This window comes from Arthrobacter sp. DualSoilB13 (assembly GCF_055389195.1).
This window is the reverse complement of record NZ_AP035865.1, coordinates 2,680,361-2,695,828: the sequence shown is the minus strand read 5'-3', so window position 1 is coordinate 2,695,828 and position 15,468 is coordinate 2,680,361. Positions and strand designations below refer to the sequence as shown.

The following is a 15,468-nucleotide window of genomic DNA, read 5'->3' as shown; positions in this document are numbered from 1 at the left end:
TTCGCCTCATTGGGGACGTGAAGCCGGTAACGATCAGTTGACGGTGCCCAGTTCCTTGGTCTCTTTCGCCTCGAGTCTTGGGTCTGCACCCAACAGGCGGCGCAGGGAGGCCAACCGTGCTACTCCTGATGGTCCTGCGTGGCCATCGTTCACCCATGCATCCAGCCCGCAATTGGTGGCGGTTGCACTGTGCTTGCAGCCCCGGTCGCAGGTTTCCGTGCCGGGCTCAAGGTCCGGGAACGAATGGAGGATCCGGTCCGGGTCCACATGCGCCAGGCCGAAGGAACGGATGCCGGGCGTATCGATAATCCAGCTGCCGGACGGGGCGTCGTCCAGCTTCAGCGCCAAGGCCGAGGATGAGGTGTGCCGGCCACGGCCCGTCACCGCGTTGACGCCGCCCGTGGCGCGCTCCGCCCCTGTCAGTGCGTTAACCATGGTGGATTTGCCGACACCCGAGTGGCCCAGCATGACGGTGACTTTGCCACCTAGATGTGAGCGGAGCTGGGATACGGCGTCCTTGTCCAGCCGGGCTGAGAGTCCATCATCCGAGCGGGCATCAATGCCGCCGGCCTCGGAGTCAGCGGTACGGCTGATGATCACGGGAAAGTCCAAGCTCAGGTAATTGGCAAGGAGCTCCGCCGGATCCTTGACGTCCGCCTTGGTGATCAGCAGCAACGGCTCGATGCCGGCGTCGTATGCCGCAACCAGGGCACGATCAATAAACCCGGTGCGTGGTTCCGGGTTGGCCGCCGCAACAACCACAACAAGCTGATCGGCGTTGGCTACAACTACCCGTTCTATGGGGTCGGTATCGTCAGCGCTGCGGCGAAGAAGTGTCTTCCGCTCTTCCACCCGGACAAGCCGCGCCAAAGTGTCGGGGGACCCGGAGACATCACCTACCAGCGCGACGAAGTCCCCTGGGACAACGGGATTTCGCCGCAGCTCACGGGCGCGGGCTGCAATCACGATCCGCTCGTTGGCGGAATCTTCGCCAACAATTGCCCGGTAGCGCCCGCGGTCCACAGTGATGATCCTGCCTATCACGGCGTCATCGTGGCTGGGGCGGTCCTTGGTGCGCGGCCTGGATCCTTTTTTGCTGGGACGGATCCGGACGTCGGATTCGTCCCAGGAACGTGCGTCACGGCCCATGGTCAGTTACTGGCCTCATCAAGATCGTCGCTGTCATCTGTTTGCTGCAACATGGCCGCCCACATCTGTGGGAATTCCGGCATGGTTTTTGACGTCGTGGCGATGTCTTCGACTTGTACGCCTTCGACAGCGAGCCCGAGGATCGCGCCGGCAGTAGCCATGCGGTGGTCGGCGTAGCTGTGGACGACGCCTCCATGAAGGGCAGCCGGGCGGATCACCAAGCCATCGGCGGTTTCCTCAGCATCGCCTCCGAGGCCATTGATCTCGGCAACCAGCGCGGCAAGCCGGTCGGTTTCGTGTCCCCGGAGGTGGGCGATGCCGGTCAACCGTGAGGGCCCGTTGGCCAGGGCGCACAATGCGGCGACCGTCGGCGCCAGTTCGCTGGTTTCGTCGAAGTCGGCACCTTTGATCTCGGCCGCGCCGGTCACTGTCAGCGTTCCGTCGTCAAACGTTACTTCTGCACCCATGGCAGCCAGGATGCTCCGCCATTGATCGCCTACCTGCGTGGTGCCGGCAGGCCAATTGGGAATGCGGACGGTGCCACGTGTGGCCAGCGCCGCGGCGAGGAAGGGTCCGGCGTTGGAGAGGTCCTGTTCAATCCGTTGGTCAAAGGCCCGGATGGGGCCGGGCGAGACACGCCAGTGGTTGGGTACGGAATCGTCCACCGTGACACCCACGCTGCGGAGGACCTCCACCGTCATGGTGATGTGGTCCAAGCTGGGAACGGGTTTGCCCACGTGTTCCAGATGCAGGCCCTCAACGAACCGGGCACCCACCAGCAACAACGCGGAAACGAACTGCGATGAAGCGCTGGCATCAATCACCAGGTGGCCGCCCCGAACTTCGCCGGTACCGTCCACAGCGAAGGGAAGGGACGACGGCGTCCTGCCGCCATCTGCTGCCACCGGGACTCCGAGGGCGATCAGGGCTTCGATGATGGTCCCCATGGGCCGCTTGCGGGCGTGGGGGTCGCCGTCGAAGACTGTGACGCCGTGACGCAGCGCAGCCAATGGGGGAACGAACCGCATAACGGTTCCTGCGAGCCCGCAGTCGATTGCCGTCTCAGCTCCGGGTGCAGCCGGATCCAACGGAGTAATTTCCAGGTCCGGACCGAAGTGGCCGTCGCCGGGTACCTCCTTGACGGTGGCACCCAGATGCTGGAGAGCTTGGATCATCAGTGCGGAGTCGCGCGAGTGAAGGGGAGCCCTCAACCGTGAGGGACCATCCGCCAAAGCCGCCAACACCAGGAACCGATTTGTTAGCGACTTTGAACCTGGGACCGTCACCGTTGCGTCCACTGGCCCCTTGGCGTGAGGCGCCGGCCACAAGGGCAGCGTGGTGGCGGCTTTTGCTGATTCGGTGTTAGCGGAGGTGGTGCCGGTCATGCTTCCTTATGCTCCAACTGCGTTGTCTACGGCCTTGCGAACTGCTTTGTCTGCGCGCTTGATTTGCTTGCCTGTCACTTTTTTGGCATCGGCCGCCAAGTGTTCTGCCCGCCAGGCAATGCTCGGACGGCCGTCGGTATCAACTGCGGCAAGAAGCACGCCGCCCGTGAGGGAAATGTTCTTCAGCAACTGCGCCTTGCGGGCGCTCCGGCCTTCCTTGGTGCTGATGTCGGCCGAACGCCACTCGACATAGGAGTTCAGCGCCGAAGTGATAGCGAGAACCGTGGCGGCAAAGCGTGATAGCTTCCCGAGCCCGAGCAAAGCGCCGGCGCCCAACTGTGCACCGCCGAGGACGCGCGCGAGTGTCTTTTCGTCAGCTTTGAAGGGCAGCGATTCGGAGGCGCGACGAAGGACGGGAGAGAGTTGCTTCGCAGTGTCGTCCGCGTTCCTGAGCTTGTCCAGCCCTGCGACGACGAAGCTGGACGCGAGCATGGGACGTGCGAGAAAACGGATAACAGACATGTCTTGCCTCCTGATGGCTTGCCACATTAGTTCGGTGAATGTTGTGTTCAAGGGGTGCAGTCTGATCTAGTCTTGCACTTTTGCGGAATATTTACCCGGCAGCCACCGTTGTGAACCACAGGTGCGGCGGAGACCGGACTGCGGCATGGTGTGTGCCGCCTGTTGAACGGAGTGGGTTTTTTGACTTTGGTTAAGGACCGGGTGGTGCTGCCGGAGCCTGGATATGGAATGCAGCCGGAATCGCGGCAGCTGACAGTAGACTTGGCAACGATGAGCACCACTGAACCGGCCGCAGCGGCCAAGTACCAGGCAGCCGGCGCGGATGATGACGCGACGGCGGCAAACGACGTCGATCCTGCTTCGGAAACCCCGGAACAGCGGCGGGCACGCTTTGAGCGTGACGCCATGCAGTACGTGGACCAGTTGTATTCGGCAGCCATGCGTATGGCGCGCAACCCCTCCGATGCCGAAGATCTGGTCCAAGAGGCCTACACCAAGGCGTTTTCGGCGTTCCATCAGTACAAGCCGGGGACTAATCTCAAAGCCTGGCTGTACCGGATCCTCACCAACACTTACATCAACCTTTATCGGAAGCGCCAGCGTGAGCCGCTGCAGTCCAACTCGGACACGATCGAGGATTGGCAGTTGGCCAAGGCGGAGTCGCACACTTCGGCAGGCTTACGGTCGGCAGAGACCGAAGCACTGGATCACCTCCCTGACTCCGACGTGAAGAACGCTTTGCAGTCGATTCCTGAGGAATTCCGCCTTGCGGTCTACTTCGCGGACGTTGAGGGCTACGCATACAAACAAATTTCAGAGATTATGAATACCCCGATCGGCACGGTCATGTCACGGTTGCACCGCGGCAGGAAGATGCTGCGGGATATGTTGGCGGACTATGCCGCCGAACGGGGCTTCAGGGCCCAAACCGAAGATCAGGCCGCGGCCGGAAGCAACAATCAGGAGAAAGAGAAATGAGCGACTGCCAGGGATTGGGCGATTGCGACGATACGCGAATGCAACGGATCTACGAGTACCTCGACGGCGCATTGACCCGCGAGGATCTCACTGAGATCAAGCAGCACTTGGATACCTGCGAGGAGTGCGCCGAGCAGTATGACCTTGAGTGCCTCATCCGCACCATGGTTAAGCGGTCATGCACTGAATCCGCCCCGGAGAACCTGAAAAACTCCATACTGGACCGCATCCACGCCATCAAGCCAGTGGACGCCTGATCCCGGCCGGATGCTGAAGAGCCTCATTCTTTTACAGGATTGACCTTAACGTCGAAGGCCCCGGAAACCGCATGGTTTCCGGGGCCTTCGCTTTTAAGCCTGTGACGCTAAGCCGGTGGCTTAGGTGTTGGGACGCTTGCCGTGGTTCGCGCCGCCGCGCTTACGGTCACGACGCTTACGTGCACGCTTGCTCATAGCTGGCCTCCTTCAAGGATTGATACTCAATAAAGCTGCCCTCCAGTTTCGCACATCCGGGTGCTGCGCCGCGAACCGGCAGGTTTCGTGCTGCTTGGTGGCCGCCGGCGTCGTCAATGATGCAGCGTGTTCCTGATCGATATGCGGGCCTGGTCCAATACGGTGCGCACGGTTTCGAGCGTCAGGGGAGTCAGGGACTGCGAGGCGCCGTATTGGCGTAACTCGACGCGGATGTCATCCCTGAAGGACTGAACCAATAATTCCGCTTCCTTGAGCATGCGTTGACTTTCGGGAGTATGCCCCATCGTCCTGCTCCGCAAATGGGCCGAAGAAGCGCTGGTTCGTGCAGCTTCAGCAGTGGCCGCAAGATCTGCCCGCAGGCCGCGCATGTTGGTGCGGATGTCCTCCCGCAGGTTGTCGGCAAGTCGCCTGACGGACGCGGAGATGGTGTCTTCGACATTGGCCAGCTCATCCCGGCGAGTATCGAGCTCAGCGCGACCGGCGTCCGTAATGAGGTACTTGGTGCGGCGGCCTTCGGTCTCCGTGGCAACCAGGCCTTCCTCCTCCAGCTTGCCCAAGCGCGGGTAAATAGTACCGGCGCTAGGGGAGTAGGTGCCCCCAAACCGTTCGCCCAACGCCTTGATGAGCTCGTAGCCGTGCTTGGGACCGGCCTCCAGCAAGGCGAGCAGGTACAGCCGCAGGGCGCCGTGAGCGAAAACCGGAGGCATCAGAGGCCCGCTTCCCCGGGGATTGGGTGGCCGCTTTCCGGTGTGGGAGCCGATCCGTGCATGATGTAGGTCTTGCCGGAAACGGTGTTGGTCCGCACCAGCATCAGCCTTTCGTCGGGACCGACAATAGTGTGAACAGTGCTGCCTGCTTGGGCGTACATTTGGTCGTCGATCACCACGGTTCCGCTGGCCGACTTCGCCACGATGTCCAGGCCGACGTCGTGCGGCAGCCGGATGGTCAGGTCTCCGGAAACGGAGTTGGCCCCGAGGTCGTTGGTGTAGTCCTGCAGGTCAAAGCTGAGGTCGCCGCTCACGGTGCTCGCACGGACGTTCTTGAACTTGCCCGAAGCGGTGACTTCGCCTGAGACGCTCTTGGCGGTCAGGACGCCGTCGTGGTTTCTGGCGATGACCTCGCCACTGACTGTATTGACGTGCAGTTCGCCGCTGGTGCCGTCCGCCAGGACAGAACCGGACACCGTATTGAGCCGGGTGCGTCCACTGATGCCCGAGACCATTCCGTCACCGCTCACGGTACCCGCCTCAACGTCGACGCCGGATGGCAGCGCAATGCCGACGATCACCGAGTTGCTGCTGGTGTTATTGACGGTGCTCATCAAGTTGCGGAACCAGCCCTGCGGTCCATGCAGTTGGTGGCGTACTTCCAACCTTCCGTCAACAAGAGTGACCGTCAGCGGGTCGCCCGTGATCTCACTGACTTCGATGCGGACGAAAGGTTCCTGGTGCGTCACGACGTCAAAGCGGCCTTTGACAATGCCGAGTTTGAGTGAGCGCACATTCTCCACGTCAATGGTTTGGGGGCCCGTCACGGTCCATAGTTCGTCAGACATCATTCCTCCAGGTTGCGATATATCGCGTTTATGTAAACACGATATATCGCATCTGCTGTGGAGGCAATGGTTCTGCGTGTGCTAATCAACGGCAGGGTGGGCCTAGGACCGGTACATCTTTCCGATGAGCGTGACGTCGTTGGGCGCGAGCGTGCCGGCGATGGCTTCCTGCTGCATGGCCTCCGGCAGCGCGGGATTAGTCATGGTCAGGACGTTGTCCCCGAAGAAGTAGCCCTGGGGGTGGGGTGCGGGAATGCTGTTGGACGAAATGTCCGGGAAGACTGTTCCTGTCATGCCCAGCGGCTCGAAGATGCGGTCCCTGAACAGTTGCCCCAAGGGTTTCCCGTCGACTTTTTCGGCGATGAGGCCTAGCAGACCGTACTGGTATTGGAGTAATGAAAACCCTGGCCGGGCGCAAAGTACGGTGGGTGCCTGTACGCCAGGGCAAGTAGTTCGTCCGGTTGCCAGACCCTTTGCGGGTCTGTGTCCATGGCCGAATTGAGGTCAAGGGTTTCCGTGTAGTTGTACAGCCCGCTCCGCATGGTCAGCAGTTGGTCGATGGTGATGTTGTCGCCGTTGGGAACGTCGGGGCGGTGCCGGGACACCGGATCATCCAAGGAAAGCTTGCCCTCCTGGACCATCTGCAAAATGGCAGTTGTGGTCCAGGTCTTGGTGACGGAGCCCACCCGGATATGGTCCTCGATGGATACTTCGCGCTGGGCGTCGCGGACACCAGTGCCGTACGAAGCCGTGAGGGCGGACCGGAACTGCAGGAAACTGTAGCGACCACTGCGGCAACAACGGCCGCGGTGAATGGTGCTCTGACAGAAACCTACACGATCCGCGTCATGGCTACTCCGGTTGGGCGATATTAAGCCACTGGAACCAGCCGCGGTGCAGGACAAGCCACGCAATCAATCCGTAGCCGGCCTGGCCCGGTGTTCCCCCATTGGCTGCGAGGTCCGTCCTCCACTGCTCATGATTGAGCAAGGGAGAGAACGTGTCAACGTAATGGTGGTTCCGCCTGGTGGTGACGTCGGCAAACGCCGTGTTCAGCTCGGCCAGACGTTTGTTGCGTGCGGGGTCCAAGGTAGGCGGCGGGCCCACCACAAAGACCTCCACGCTGCTGTGCGAAGCCCCGTCAAGGATGTTCGCAAGGTTCAGCCGGCTGCGTGCCGTGGACAGTCCAAACTCAAGGTCGCGACCCGAAAGGCCGATCACCAGTCGATTCTCATGCTGATCACTGAAGCGCCTTCCGGCTTCATCCTGCCAGCGTGCGGCGAGGCCCTCGGTGCCTTCCATGGGGCAGGGGAGCGGGAAACTTTCCACCACGACGGAATCCTGGGGTGTGCGGGCCAGGACTCTACCGAGCCAGCCCAAGGCGCGGGGATCCCCCAGGCCCGCGAGCAGTTCATCTCCTACAGCTGCGATGCGCAGCTTCCTGTCTTCCACGGCTACCTCTTCACACTCGTTACGGTCCTTGCACGGTTTGGCCGATCATCGGCCGGTTTGGGAACCGGGTCCTGTCCCATTAAACAGAACTGCCCGGCCTAAGGCGCGCACATCGCTCCTCAGGCCGGGCAGTTTCGCTTACTTGCGTTCGAACGCCTGCTTTATCAGGGTGTCCTGTTCAGCGGCGTGGCGCTTCATGGATCCGGCAGCGGTGGAGGCCGAAGCCGGACGCGACACGAGGCGGAGCTTGCGGTCAAGCTCCGGTGCCAGGTTAAGGCCCATGAACGGCCAAGGACCCTGGTTGGCGGGCTCATCCTGTGCCCACACGATGTCAGCGTTCGGGTACTTGGCGAGCTCGGCATCGATCTCTGCCTTGGGCAGCGGGTACAGCTGCTCCACGCGGATGATCGCCGTCGAGGTATCGCCGGACTTTTGACGGTTGGACAGGAGGTCGTAGTACAAACGCCCGGAGACCAGAATGACGCGGTCCACGTTGGCCGGCTGCACGTCCGGATCACCGATAACCGGCTTGAAGCCTCCGGTGGTGAAGTCCTCAACAGCCGAAGCCGCGCCCTTGAGGCGAAGCAGCTGCTTGGGGGTGAAGATGATCAACGGCTTCCGTGGGCGGCTGTAGGCCTGGCGGCGCAACAGGTGGAAGTGTGAGGCAGCAGTGGTGGGGTTGGCCACGATCATGTTGTCCTCGGCGCACATCTGCAGGAAGCGCTCAATGCGTGCCGACGAGTGGTCCGGTCCCTGGCCTTCGTAACCGTGCGGGAGCATGAGCACCAGCGAGGAGCGCTGGCCCCACTTCTGTTCCGCCGAGGAAATGAACTCGTCAATGATGGTCTGGGCGCCATTGACGAAGTCACCGAACTGGGCTTCCCAGAGGACCAGAGCATCCGGACGCTCCACAGAGTAGCCGTATTCGAAGCCCATGGCAGCGTATTCGGACAACAGGGAGTCGTAGATCCACAGCTTGGCCTGGTCGTCGGAGAGGTTGCCCAAAGGCAGCCACTCGTTGCCGTTGGCGCGGTCGTGGAACACTGCGTGACGCTGGACGAACGTGCCGCGGCGGGAGTCCTGGCCGGCCAGGCGTACGGGTACGCCTTCCATGATCAGTGAGCCAAAGGCTGCGATCTCGCCAAAGCCCCAGTCGATGCCGCCCTCACGGGACATCTGCTCACGCTTCTCCAGGAGCTGCTTGAGCTTGGAGTGAACGGTGAAGCCATCCGGAATTTCCAGGTGCGCCTTGCCGATGCGGGCAAGGGTTTCGGCGGAAATCGCTGTGGACGTGGGGGAGTTCGTCCCGAAGTCAGACTGCTGCGCAATGGGACGCTCGATGTCCGAGACAGCAGCGGAGTCCGCCGTGATGATCGGGATCGGGGAAGTCTGTGCGGCATGGGTTTCAGCGAAGACGCGCTCAAGGCGCTCCTGGTAGTCGCGGAGCAGCTGCTCAGCTTCTTCCTCGGTAATGTCTCCGCGGCCGATGAGCGACTCGGTGTACAACTTGCGAACGGAGCGCTTGGCTTCGATCAGGTTGTACATGAGCGGCTGGGTCATCGAGGGGTCGTCGCCCTCGTTGTGGCCGCGACGACGGTAGCACACCATGTCGATGACGACGTCCTTGTGGAACCGCTGGCGGAACTCGTAGGCGAGCTGCGCAACGCGCACCACGGCTTCGGGGTCGTCGCCGTTCACGTGGAACACCGGTGCCTGGATCATCTTGGCAACGTCGGTGGAGTACGTTGACGAACGCGATGACGACGGTGCGGTGGTGAAGCCAACCTGGTTGTTGACGATCACGTGAATGGTACCGCCGGTGCGGTAGCCGCGCAGTTGCGAGAGGTTGAGGGTTTCAGCCACAACACCCTGGCCCGCGAAGGCTGCGTCGCCGTGGACCATGATGGGCAGGACAGGGAAGGACTCACCCTGGTCCAGGCGGTCTTGCTTAGCGCGGACAATGCCTTCGAGGACGGAGTCAACAGCTTCCAAGTGGGACGGGTTGGCGGCGAGGTAGACCTTGGTCTGCTTGCCGTTGTCCGAGGTGAAAGTACCCTCAGTGCCGAGGTGGTACTTGACGTCACCGGAGCCCTGGACCGAGCGGGGGTCCTGGGTGCCTTCGAATTCGCGGAAGACCTGTGCGTAGGTCTTTCCTGCGATGTTGGTCAGCACGTTGAGGCGGCCACGGTGGGCCATGCCGATGGCAACTTCGTCCAGTCCGTCGTCGGCCGCGTCAGAGATGACGGCGTCGAGCAGCGGAATCAGCGACTCGCCGCCCTCGAGGGAGAAGCGCTTCTGGCCAACGAACTTGGTCTGCAGGAAAGTCTCGAAAGCCTCTGCGGCGTTGAGCTTGGAAACGATGCGCAGCTGCTCTTCGCGGCTCGGCTTGGAGTACGGGTGCTCCAGCTGATCCTGGAACCATTTGCGTTCCGCCGGCTCCTGGATGTGCATGTATTCGATGCCCGTGGTGCGGCAGTACGCGTCGCGGAGGACTCCAAGGATGTCGCGGAACTTGAGCTGTGGTTTGCCACCGAACCCGCCGGTAGGCCACTCGCGGTCCAGATCCCAGAGGGTCAGCCCGTAGGTCAGGACGTCAAGGTCCGGGTGCTTGCGCTGGACATACTCCAGGGGATCGGTGTCAGCCATCAGGTGGCCGCGCACGCGGTAGGAGTGGATTAGCTGCTGGATACGGGCAACCTTGTTGATCTCGTCTGCAGGATCAACCTGGAGGTCCGGGCTCCAACGCACGGGCTCGTACGGGATGCGCAGGGCTTCGAAGATCTCATCATAGAAGTTTTGCGCGCCAAGGAGGAGCTGGTGGACGAGCTTCAGGAACTCTCCGCTGCCTGCGCCCTGAATAACACGGTGGTCATAGGTGGAGGTCAGGGTGAGAATCTTGCTGATGGCGTTCTGGGCGATGATCTTCTCGCTGGCACCCTGGAACTCGGCCGGGTAATCAAGCGCGCCGACGCCGATGATGGCAGCCTGGCCCTTGGAAAGGCGCGGCACCGAGTGGACGGTGCCGATCCCACCGGGGTTGGTGAGGGACACCGTGGTGCCCGCGTGGTCGTCAGCAGTGAGCTTGCCGTTGCGGGCGCGCTTGATGAGGTCCTCGTAGGTGTGCCAGAACTCCGCGAAGTCCATGGTCTCGGCCTTCTTGATGTTCGGAACCATCAGGAGGCGGGTGCCATCGGGCTTGGGCATGTCAATGGCGATGCCGAAGTTGACGTGAGCCGGCTGGACGGCGCTCGGCTTGCCGTCGATTTCGTCGTAGTAGACGTTCATCGAGGGGAACTGGGAGAGCGCGCGGACAACGGCGTAACCGATGAGGTGCGTGAAGGACACCTTGCCACCGCGGGCGCGGGCAAGGTTGGAGTTGATGACAACCCGGTTGTCAATGAGCAGTTTGGCAGGAACTGCCCGGACGCTCGTGGCGGTGGGTACTTCCAGGCTGGTCACCATGTTGGTGGCGATGGCCTTGGCCGGGCCGCGGAGGACGGAAACGACGTCTTCCTCGGGTGCCGTGGGAGCTTTGGTGCTCTTGGGAAGCTGTGCCGGAATCGGCTGGGCCGTGGCACCGGCGACGGGCTTCTTTGCTCCGTCCCGGGCAACCGTGGCGGGTGCCTTCTTCGCCGGGGCGGGTGCCGCCGGTGCAGGCTCGGGGGCAGCTGCGGGAGCGGCCGGCGTCGGTGCCGGTGCCGCTGCGGGCGGAGCTACCACGGGAAGTGCTTGGGTAGGGGGATTGACAGCCGAAGCGGCTGCGGAGGATCCGTTGGAAGAAGTGCCGTCACCGGAAGCAAAGGACTCGAAGAGCGGCCACCACTTGGCGTCGACCGAATTCTTGTCCTGTTGGTACCGCTCGTACAGTTCGTCAACGAGCCACTCGTTTCCGCCAAATTCCTCTGGTAGACGGTGGCTGGGCTGCTCTGGCACTTGAAATACGCCTCTTCCATGAGTGTTGTTTTCCCGCTGGCCACAGATGCTCTCCACAATGACGGGCCAGGGTCCGGGTCCCGCGAACTCAGACCCATGTCAGTCTAGTTAGCATCGTTGGTTAACTGCCAATAGTGGTGACCTAAATCATGTTGTGGCTGACTTAATGGACATGTGCCTCTTCTTTGAAGGGTACGTGACGCCGGCAGGGCATCACTGCCCGGCTGACTGTAGACTGAAAGTCTTATGGACAGTAAATCTAGGTGCCGGCCTGGGAACTGTCGGGGGAGCCGCTCAGGCAACCCCGCACAGCGTGCCCGTCGAGCCGGCAACACCCGTTCACATGCCCATCACTCGCCGGCGCTCACTGCCGGTGGTTCTGCGGACCGTCCGTCTGCGGGACCCGACCAGCCTCCGCCCGGGCGAATCCCGGCGCAGCAGGCATTATCTCCACTGCACGCGCCCACTCTTGGAGTGATGCGCTAAGTGGAATGGATTCTCCTCCTAGCCGGTTTTGCTCTGATTCTTGGCACCGGCTTTTTCGTAGCAGTTGAGTTTTCCCTTGTTGCTTTGGACCAAGCCAGCGTTCAGCGCGCGGTGGATAATGGCGACCACGCCGCCGCCCCGCTGTTGAAGTGCCTCAAGTCCCTCTCCACCCAGCTTTCCAGCTGCCAGTTGGGCATTACGCTCACCACCTTGCTGACAGGTTTCGTGATGGAACCGTCGCTGGGGCAGCTTCTCCTGGGACCATTGGGTGCGGTGGGCATCCCTGCCGAGGTCACCCATTCCGTGGCGTTGATCCTTGCCATGGTGATCGCAACCCTGTTGTCCATGCTGATTGGCGAACTGGTCCCCAAGAACATGGCCATTGCTCTCGCTTTTCCGTTAGGTAAGCGCCTGGCGCGCCCCCAATTGATGTTCACAGCTGTCTTCAAGCCCGCAATCGTGGTGCTGAATGGATTCTCGAACAAGGTGTTGAACCTGTTCGGTCTTGAAGCCAAGGAAGAGATCTCAGGGGCAAGGACACCTGCAGAACTCGCTTCCTTGGTACGGCGCTCCGCCGAGTTGGGGACATTGGATGCCGGCACGGCCAACTTTGTTGCCCGCACCTTGAACTTTTCCGGTCGCACTGCGGCGGACGTCATGACGCCACGCATCCGCATGGAAACGATCGACGCCGACCAGCCGGTATCCGATGTCCTGGATGCTGCGCGACGGACCGGATACTCCCGATTCCCTGTCATTGGTGATTCCACTGATGACATCCGCGGCGTGGTCCACGTCAAGAAGGCGGTAGCCGTCCCCGCTGAGCGCCGGGCCAAGCTCGAGGCCGGTGCCATCATGACGGATGTCCTGCAGGTCCCGGAGACGATCCACTTGGATGCGCTCCTGTCCGAGTTGCGGGAAGGCAACCTCCAACTGGCGGTTGTACTCGATGAATACGGCGGAACCGCAGGAATCACCACGCTGGAGGACCTTGTGGAAGAAATCGTCGGGGAAGTTGCTGACGAACACGACAAAGTCCGGCCGGGAGTGCTGCAGAGTGCATCCGGCGATTGGTACTTTCCGGGCTTGCTGAGGCCGGACGAGGTATCCGAGCAGATACCCAACCTCACTGTCCCCGACGAATCGGCCTACGAGACCGTGGGCGGGTACGTCATGAGCCAACTGGGGCGCATCGCAAGGACTGGCGACGTCGTCGAAACCGTCGGCGGGACGCTGACTGTGACCAGGATGGACGGCCGAAGGATCGACAGGATCTGTTTCCATCACGTGGAGACGGACATGTCGGATGCTGCGGATGCCGAAAATCCGCGCCGTGAAGCAGGTGCCCTATGAATGACTGGGTAGGAATCGTCTGGCTTGTGGTGCTTCTGATTGGCAACGCCTTCTTTGTTGGCGCTGAATTCGCGGTCATGTCCGCGCGTCGAAGCCAGATTGAGCCGTTGGCACAAGCCGGGTCCAAGCGCGCGCAAACAACACTGCGTGCAATGGAAAACGTCTCGCTGATGCTCGCCTGTGCGCAACTTGGCATTACCGTCTGCTCGCTCCTGATCCTTCAGGTTGCGGAGCCGGCCATCCACCATCTGTTGGCGGAGCCCCTTGAGCTGGTTGGTGTTCCGGTTGAATTGGCAGACATCATCGCGTTTGCCATCGCTTTGCTGTTCGTCACGTTCCTGCACGTTACCTTTGGCGAAATGGTGCCCAAGAACATCTCGGTTTCCGTTGCAGACAAGGCGGCTCTCTTGTTGGCGCCGCCGCTGATGTTCATAGCCCGGGTGGTGAACCCGGTGATCTGGTCATTGAACTGGCTCGCCAACCACATCCTGCGGCTGATGAAAATTGAACCCAAGGATGAAGTGTCCTCTTCCTTTACGCTTGAGGAAGTCCAGTCGATCGTCCAGGAGTCCACGCGCCATGGGTTGGTGGACGATGAAGCGGGTCTTTTGAGCGGTGCTCTGGAATTTTCCGAACACACTGCTTCGCACATCATGGTTCCCTTGGACAAGCTGGTGGTCCTGAAGACAGCATCCACTCCCGTGGATTTGGAGAAGGCGGTCAGCCGCACCGGTTTCTCACGGTTCCCGATGGTTGACGACGACGGCGAACTCGCCGGGTACCTCCACGTGAAGGACATCCTGTCCATTCCGGACGAGGGCAGGAAACACCCGATTGCCGAGGGCAGGATACGGTCATTGGCCAACCTGGCTCCGGACGACGAGATCGAGCAGGCATTGTCCGTCATGCAGCGAACGGGTTCGCACTTGGCCCGTGTAGTGGGTTCGGGCGGGGAGACCCAGGGCGTGTTGTTCCTGGAGGACGTCATTGAGCAGTTAGTGGGTGAGATCCGCGATGCTACACAGGCAACCGGCATTCGCCGTTATGGCGGTCAGCAGGTGCAGTAGGAAGCGGTAGATCCCTCTGGCGTCGCCTGGTTCCAGGTGACGCCAGAGCCTTCTAAATAGGAATCATTCCCATTTGGGGCTACACTGAAATCTCCCAGTAATTGTGTTTGATTCTCATTTTGAGTAGATCCGAGGTCTTCGTGCGTCGTTCCGCCACCCGCCTGTCCGTGGCCGCTTCTGCAGCTCTGTCCGCCCTACTGCTGTCGTCCTGTGCCGGGACCGCCGGAGCGAACAATGATCCCACAACAGGCGCCATTGAAGTTGTCACCTCTACCAATGTCTACGGGGATGTCGTGAAGGCTGTCGGCGGGGACAAAGTCAACGTGAACGCCATCATCACCAAGACCAGCCAGGACCCGCACTCATACGAGGCAAGCGCCCAGGACAAGCTGGTGATTTCCAAAGCCAAGCTCGTAGTGGAGAACGGCGGTGGCTATGACGAGTTCCTCCACAAGATTGCTGATGAGACGAAAGTCGGCCACGAGAACATGATCAGCGCCGTCGAGATTTCAGGCCTTGCTCCGGAAGAGGAGGGCCACAGCGAAGAAGCGCACAGCGAAGAGGGCCACACCCACAACCACGGAGACTTTAACGAGCACGTTTGGTACAGCCTGGACACCATGGGCAAGGTTGCCGACGCGGTGGCCGCCAAGCTGGGCAGCCTTGACGCGGGATCGGCCTCGACCTTCACGGCTAATGCGGAGACATTCAAGGCAAAGCTCTCAGAATTGACGGGCAAGCTTGACGAGATCAAGGCCAGCAATGAGCACGCCCCCGTGGCCGTCACTGAACCCGTTCCGCTGTACCTCCTCGAAGCTGCAGGCTTGGAAAACAAGACGCCGGAAGCCTACAGCGCGGCAATCGAAGAAGAGACCGATGTCCCGGCTGCGGTACTGAAGGAAACCACAGATCTGGTCAGTGCCAAATCGGTCCGGTTCCTGGCGTACAACGAGCAGACGGAGGGGCCGCAGACCGAGTCGGTCAAGCGGGCTGCGGAAGCGGCCGGGGTACCTGTTGTGAACTTCACTGAAACGCTGCCGGACGGGAAAGACTACCTCCAGTGGATGACGGACAACGTGGAATCAGTCACCGCCGCACTCAAGAAGTAGCGTTCC

At 61.3% G+C, this 15,468-nt stretch carries 14 protein-coding genes and 1 pseudogene; 6 read left to right on the top strand and 9 right to left on the bottom strand.

The features are described from left to right. Positions 1 to 33: 33 nt before the first annotated feature. The 3 genes from rsgA to ACZ5J0_RS12385 are packed head-to-tail and all read right to left on the bottom strand — an operon-like array spanning position 34 to position 3,056. On the bottom strand, positions 34 to 1,149 hold the full coding sequence (gene rsgA / locus ACZ5J0_RS12395) for a ribosome small subunit-dependent GTPase A (protein WP_142938594.1): 1,116 nt from the start codon (positions 1,147 to 1,149) through the stop codon (positions 34 to 36). 2 nt (positions 1,150 to 1,151) lie between these two features. Further along, positions 1,152 to 2,534 carry a 3-phosphoshikimate 1-carboxyvinyltransferase gene (gene aroA, locus ACZ5J0_RS12390; protein ID WP_142938595.1) on the bottom strand — a complete coding sequence of 461 codons (1,383 nt, stop codon included), beginning with the start codon at positions 2,532 to 2,534 and terminating at the stop codon, positions 1,152 to 1,154. Positions 2,535 to 2,540: 6 nt separating this feature from the next. Continuing rightward, entirely contained in the window at positions 2,541 to 3,056 is a 516-nt protein-coding gene (locus ACZ5J0_RS12385) for a DoxX family membrane protein (protein ID WP_142938596.1), read from the bottom strand. Between the two features lie 180 nt (positions 3,057 to 3,236). Between ACZ5J0_RS12385 and ACZ5J0_RS12380 the strand changes: the two genes are divergently transcribed. Together ACZ5J0_RS12380 and rsrA are read left to right on the top strand one after the other, a co-directional pair. Continuing rightward, a complete protein-coding gene (locus ACZ5J0_RS12380) occupies positions 3,237 to 4,034 on the top strand; it encodes a sigma-70 family RNA polymerase sigma factor (protein ID WP_142938597.1) in 798 nt (265 codons plus the stop codon). Beyond that, positions 4,031 to 4,291, top strand: coding sequence for a mycothiol system anti-sigma-R factor (gene rsrA / locus ACZ5J0_RS12375; protein WP_142938598.1), 261 nt, complete (start codon positions 4,031 to 4,033; stop codon positions 4,289 to 4,291). Before ACZ5J0_RS12380 ends, rsrA begins: the two co-directional genes overlap by 4 nt. 120 nt (positions 4,292 to 4,411) lie before the next feature. On the opposite strand, the gene ACZ5J0_RS12370 is transcribed toward rsrA, so the two are convergent. From ACZ5J0_RS12370 to ACZ5J0_RS12355, 4 genes and pseudogenes are all read right to left on the bottom strand, one after another. Continuing rightward, positions 4,412 to 4,486 (bottom strand): 50S ribosomal protein bL37, encoded by a 75-nt coding sequence (locus ACZ5J0_RS12370; RefSeq protein WP_369299106.1) that lies wholly within the window; start codon positions 4,484 to 4,486, stop codon positions 4,412 to 4,414. A 113-nt stretch (positions 4,487 to 4,599) separates the two neighbouring features. Continuing rightward, positions 4,600 to 5,214 (bottom strand): PadR family transcriptional regulator, encoded by a 615-nt coding sequence (locus ACZ5J0_RS12365; RefSeq protein WP_250819721.1) that lies wholly within the window; start codon positions 5,212 to 5,214, stop codon positions 4,600 to 4,602. Next, positions 5,214 to 6,062, bottom strand: a complete 849-nt coding sequence (locus tag ACZ5J0_RS12360) for a DUF4097 family beta strand repeat-containing protein (RefSeq protein WP_464094728.1) — start codon at positions 6,060 to 6,062, stop codon at positions 5,214 to 5,216. The genes ACZ5J0_RS12365 and ACZ5J0_RS12360 overlap by 1 nt, the downstream gene beginning before the upstream one ends. A 102-nt stretch (positions 6,063 to 6,164) precedes the next feature. Beyond that, positions 6,165 to 6,766: pseudogene (locus ACZ5J0_RS12355) on the bottom strand (serine hydrolase domain-containing protein). Here ACZ5J0_RS12355 and ACZ5J0_RS12350 point away from each other — a divergent pair. Continuing rightward, positions 6,755 to 6,937 (top strand): hypothetical protein, encoded by a 183-nt coding sequence (locus ACZ5J0_RS12350; RefSeq protein ID WP_238703398.1) that lies wholly within the window; start codon positions 6,755 to 6,757, stop codon positions 6,935 to 6,937. The pseudogene ACZ5J0_RS12355 and the gene ACZ5J0_RS12350 sit on opposite strands and share 12 nt — an antisense overlap. Here the strand turns inward: ACZ5J0_RS12350 and ACZ5J0_RS12345 are convergent. Beyond that, entirely contained in the window at positions 6,915 to 7,514 is a 600-nt protein-coding gene (locus ACZ5J0_RS12345) for a GDSL-type esterase/lipase family protein (protein WP_141282482.1), read from the bottom strand. The two genes, ACZ5J0_RS12350 and ACZ5J0_RS12345, sit on opposite strands and share 23 nt — an antisense overlap. Positions 7,515 to 7,652: 138 nt before the next feature. Next, positions 7,653 to 11,447: a multifunctional oxoglutarate decarboxylase/oxoglutarate dehydrogenase thiamine pyrophosphate-binding subunit/dihydrolipoyllysine-residue succinyltransferase subunit gene (locus ACZ5J0_RS12340; protein WP_142938600.1), complete on the bottom strand. Its 3,795-nt coding sequence runs from the start codon at positions 11,445 to 11,447 to the stop codon at positions 7,653 to 7,655. Between the two features lie 486 nt (positions 11,448 to 11,933). Here ACZ5J0_RS12340 and ACZ5J0_RS12335 point away from each other — a divergent pair, with 486 nt between their 5' ends. From ACZ5J0_RS12335 to ACZ5J0_RS12325, 3 genes are all read left to right on the top strand, one after another. Further along, entirely contained in the window at positions 11,934 to 13,286 is a 1,353-nt protein-coding gene (locus ACZ5J0_RS12335) for a hemolysin family protein (RefSeq protein ID WP_142938601.1), read from the top strand. Then, positions 13,283 to 14,353 carry a hemolysin family protein gene (locus ACZ5J0_RS12330; RefSeq protein WP_166840169.1) on the top strand — a complete coding sequence of 357 codons (1,071 nt, stop codon included), beginning with the start codon at positions 13,283 to 13,285 and terminating at the stop codon, positions 14,351 to 14,353. Before ACZ5J0_RS12335 ends, ACZ5J0_RS12330 begins: the two co-directional genes overlap by 4 nt. Positions 14,354 to 14,460: 107 nt before the next feature. Further along, positions 14,461 to 15,462, top strand: a complete 1,002-nt coding sequence (locus ACZ5J0_RS12325; RefSeq protein WP_250819724.1) for a metal ABC transporter solute-binding protein, Zn/Mn family — start codon at positions 14,461 to 14,463, stop codon at positions 15,460 to 15,462. Positions 15,463 to 15,468 lie beyond the last annotated feature (6 nt).

Excerpts from the sequence above, each read along its gene's own strand:
- rsgA (WP_142938594.1), bottom strand. The coding sequence starts at position 1,149 with ATGGGCCGTGACGCACGTTCCTGGGACGAATCCGACGTCCGGATCCGT.
- ACZ5J0_RS12360 (WP_464094728.1), bottom strand. The coding sequence starts at position 6,062 with ATGTCTGACGAACTATGGACCGTGACGGGCCCCCAAACCATTGACGTG.
- ACZ5J0_RS12350 (WP_238703398.1), top strand. The coding sequence starts at position 6,755 with ATGGTCCTCGATGGATACTTCGCGCTGGGCGTCGCGGACACCAGTGCC.
- ACZ5J0_RS12365 (WP_250819721.1), bottom strand. The coding sequence starts at position 5,214 with ATGCCTCCGGTTTTCGCTCACGGCGCCCTGCGGCTGTACCTGCTCGCC.
- rsrA (WP_142938598.1), top strand. The coding sequence starts at position 4,031 with ATGAGCGACTGCCAGGGATTGGGCGATTGCGACGATACGCGAATGCAA.
- ACZ5J0_RS12385 (WP_142938596.1), bottom strand. The coding sequence starts at position 3,056 with ATGTCTGTTATCCGTTTTCTCGCACGTCCCATGCTCGCGTCCAGCTTC.
- ACZ5J0_RS12330 (WP_166840169.1), top strand. The coding sequence starts at position 13,283 with ATGAATGACTGGGTAGGAATCGTCTGGCTTGTGGTGCTTCTGATTGGC.
- aroA (WP_142938595.1), bottom strand. The coding sequence starts at position 2,534 with ATGACCGGCACCACCTCCGCTAACACCGAATCAGCAAAAGCCGCCACC.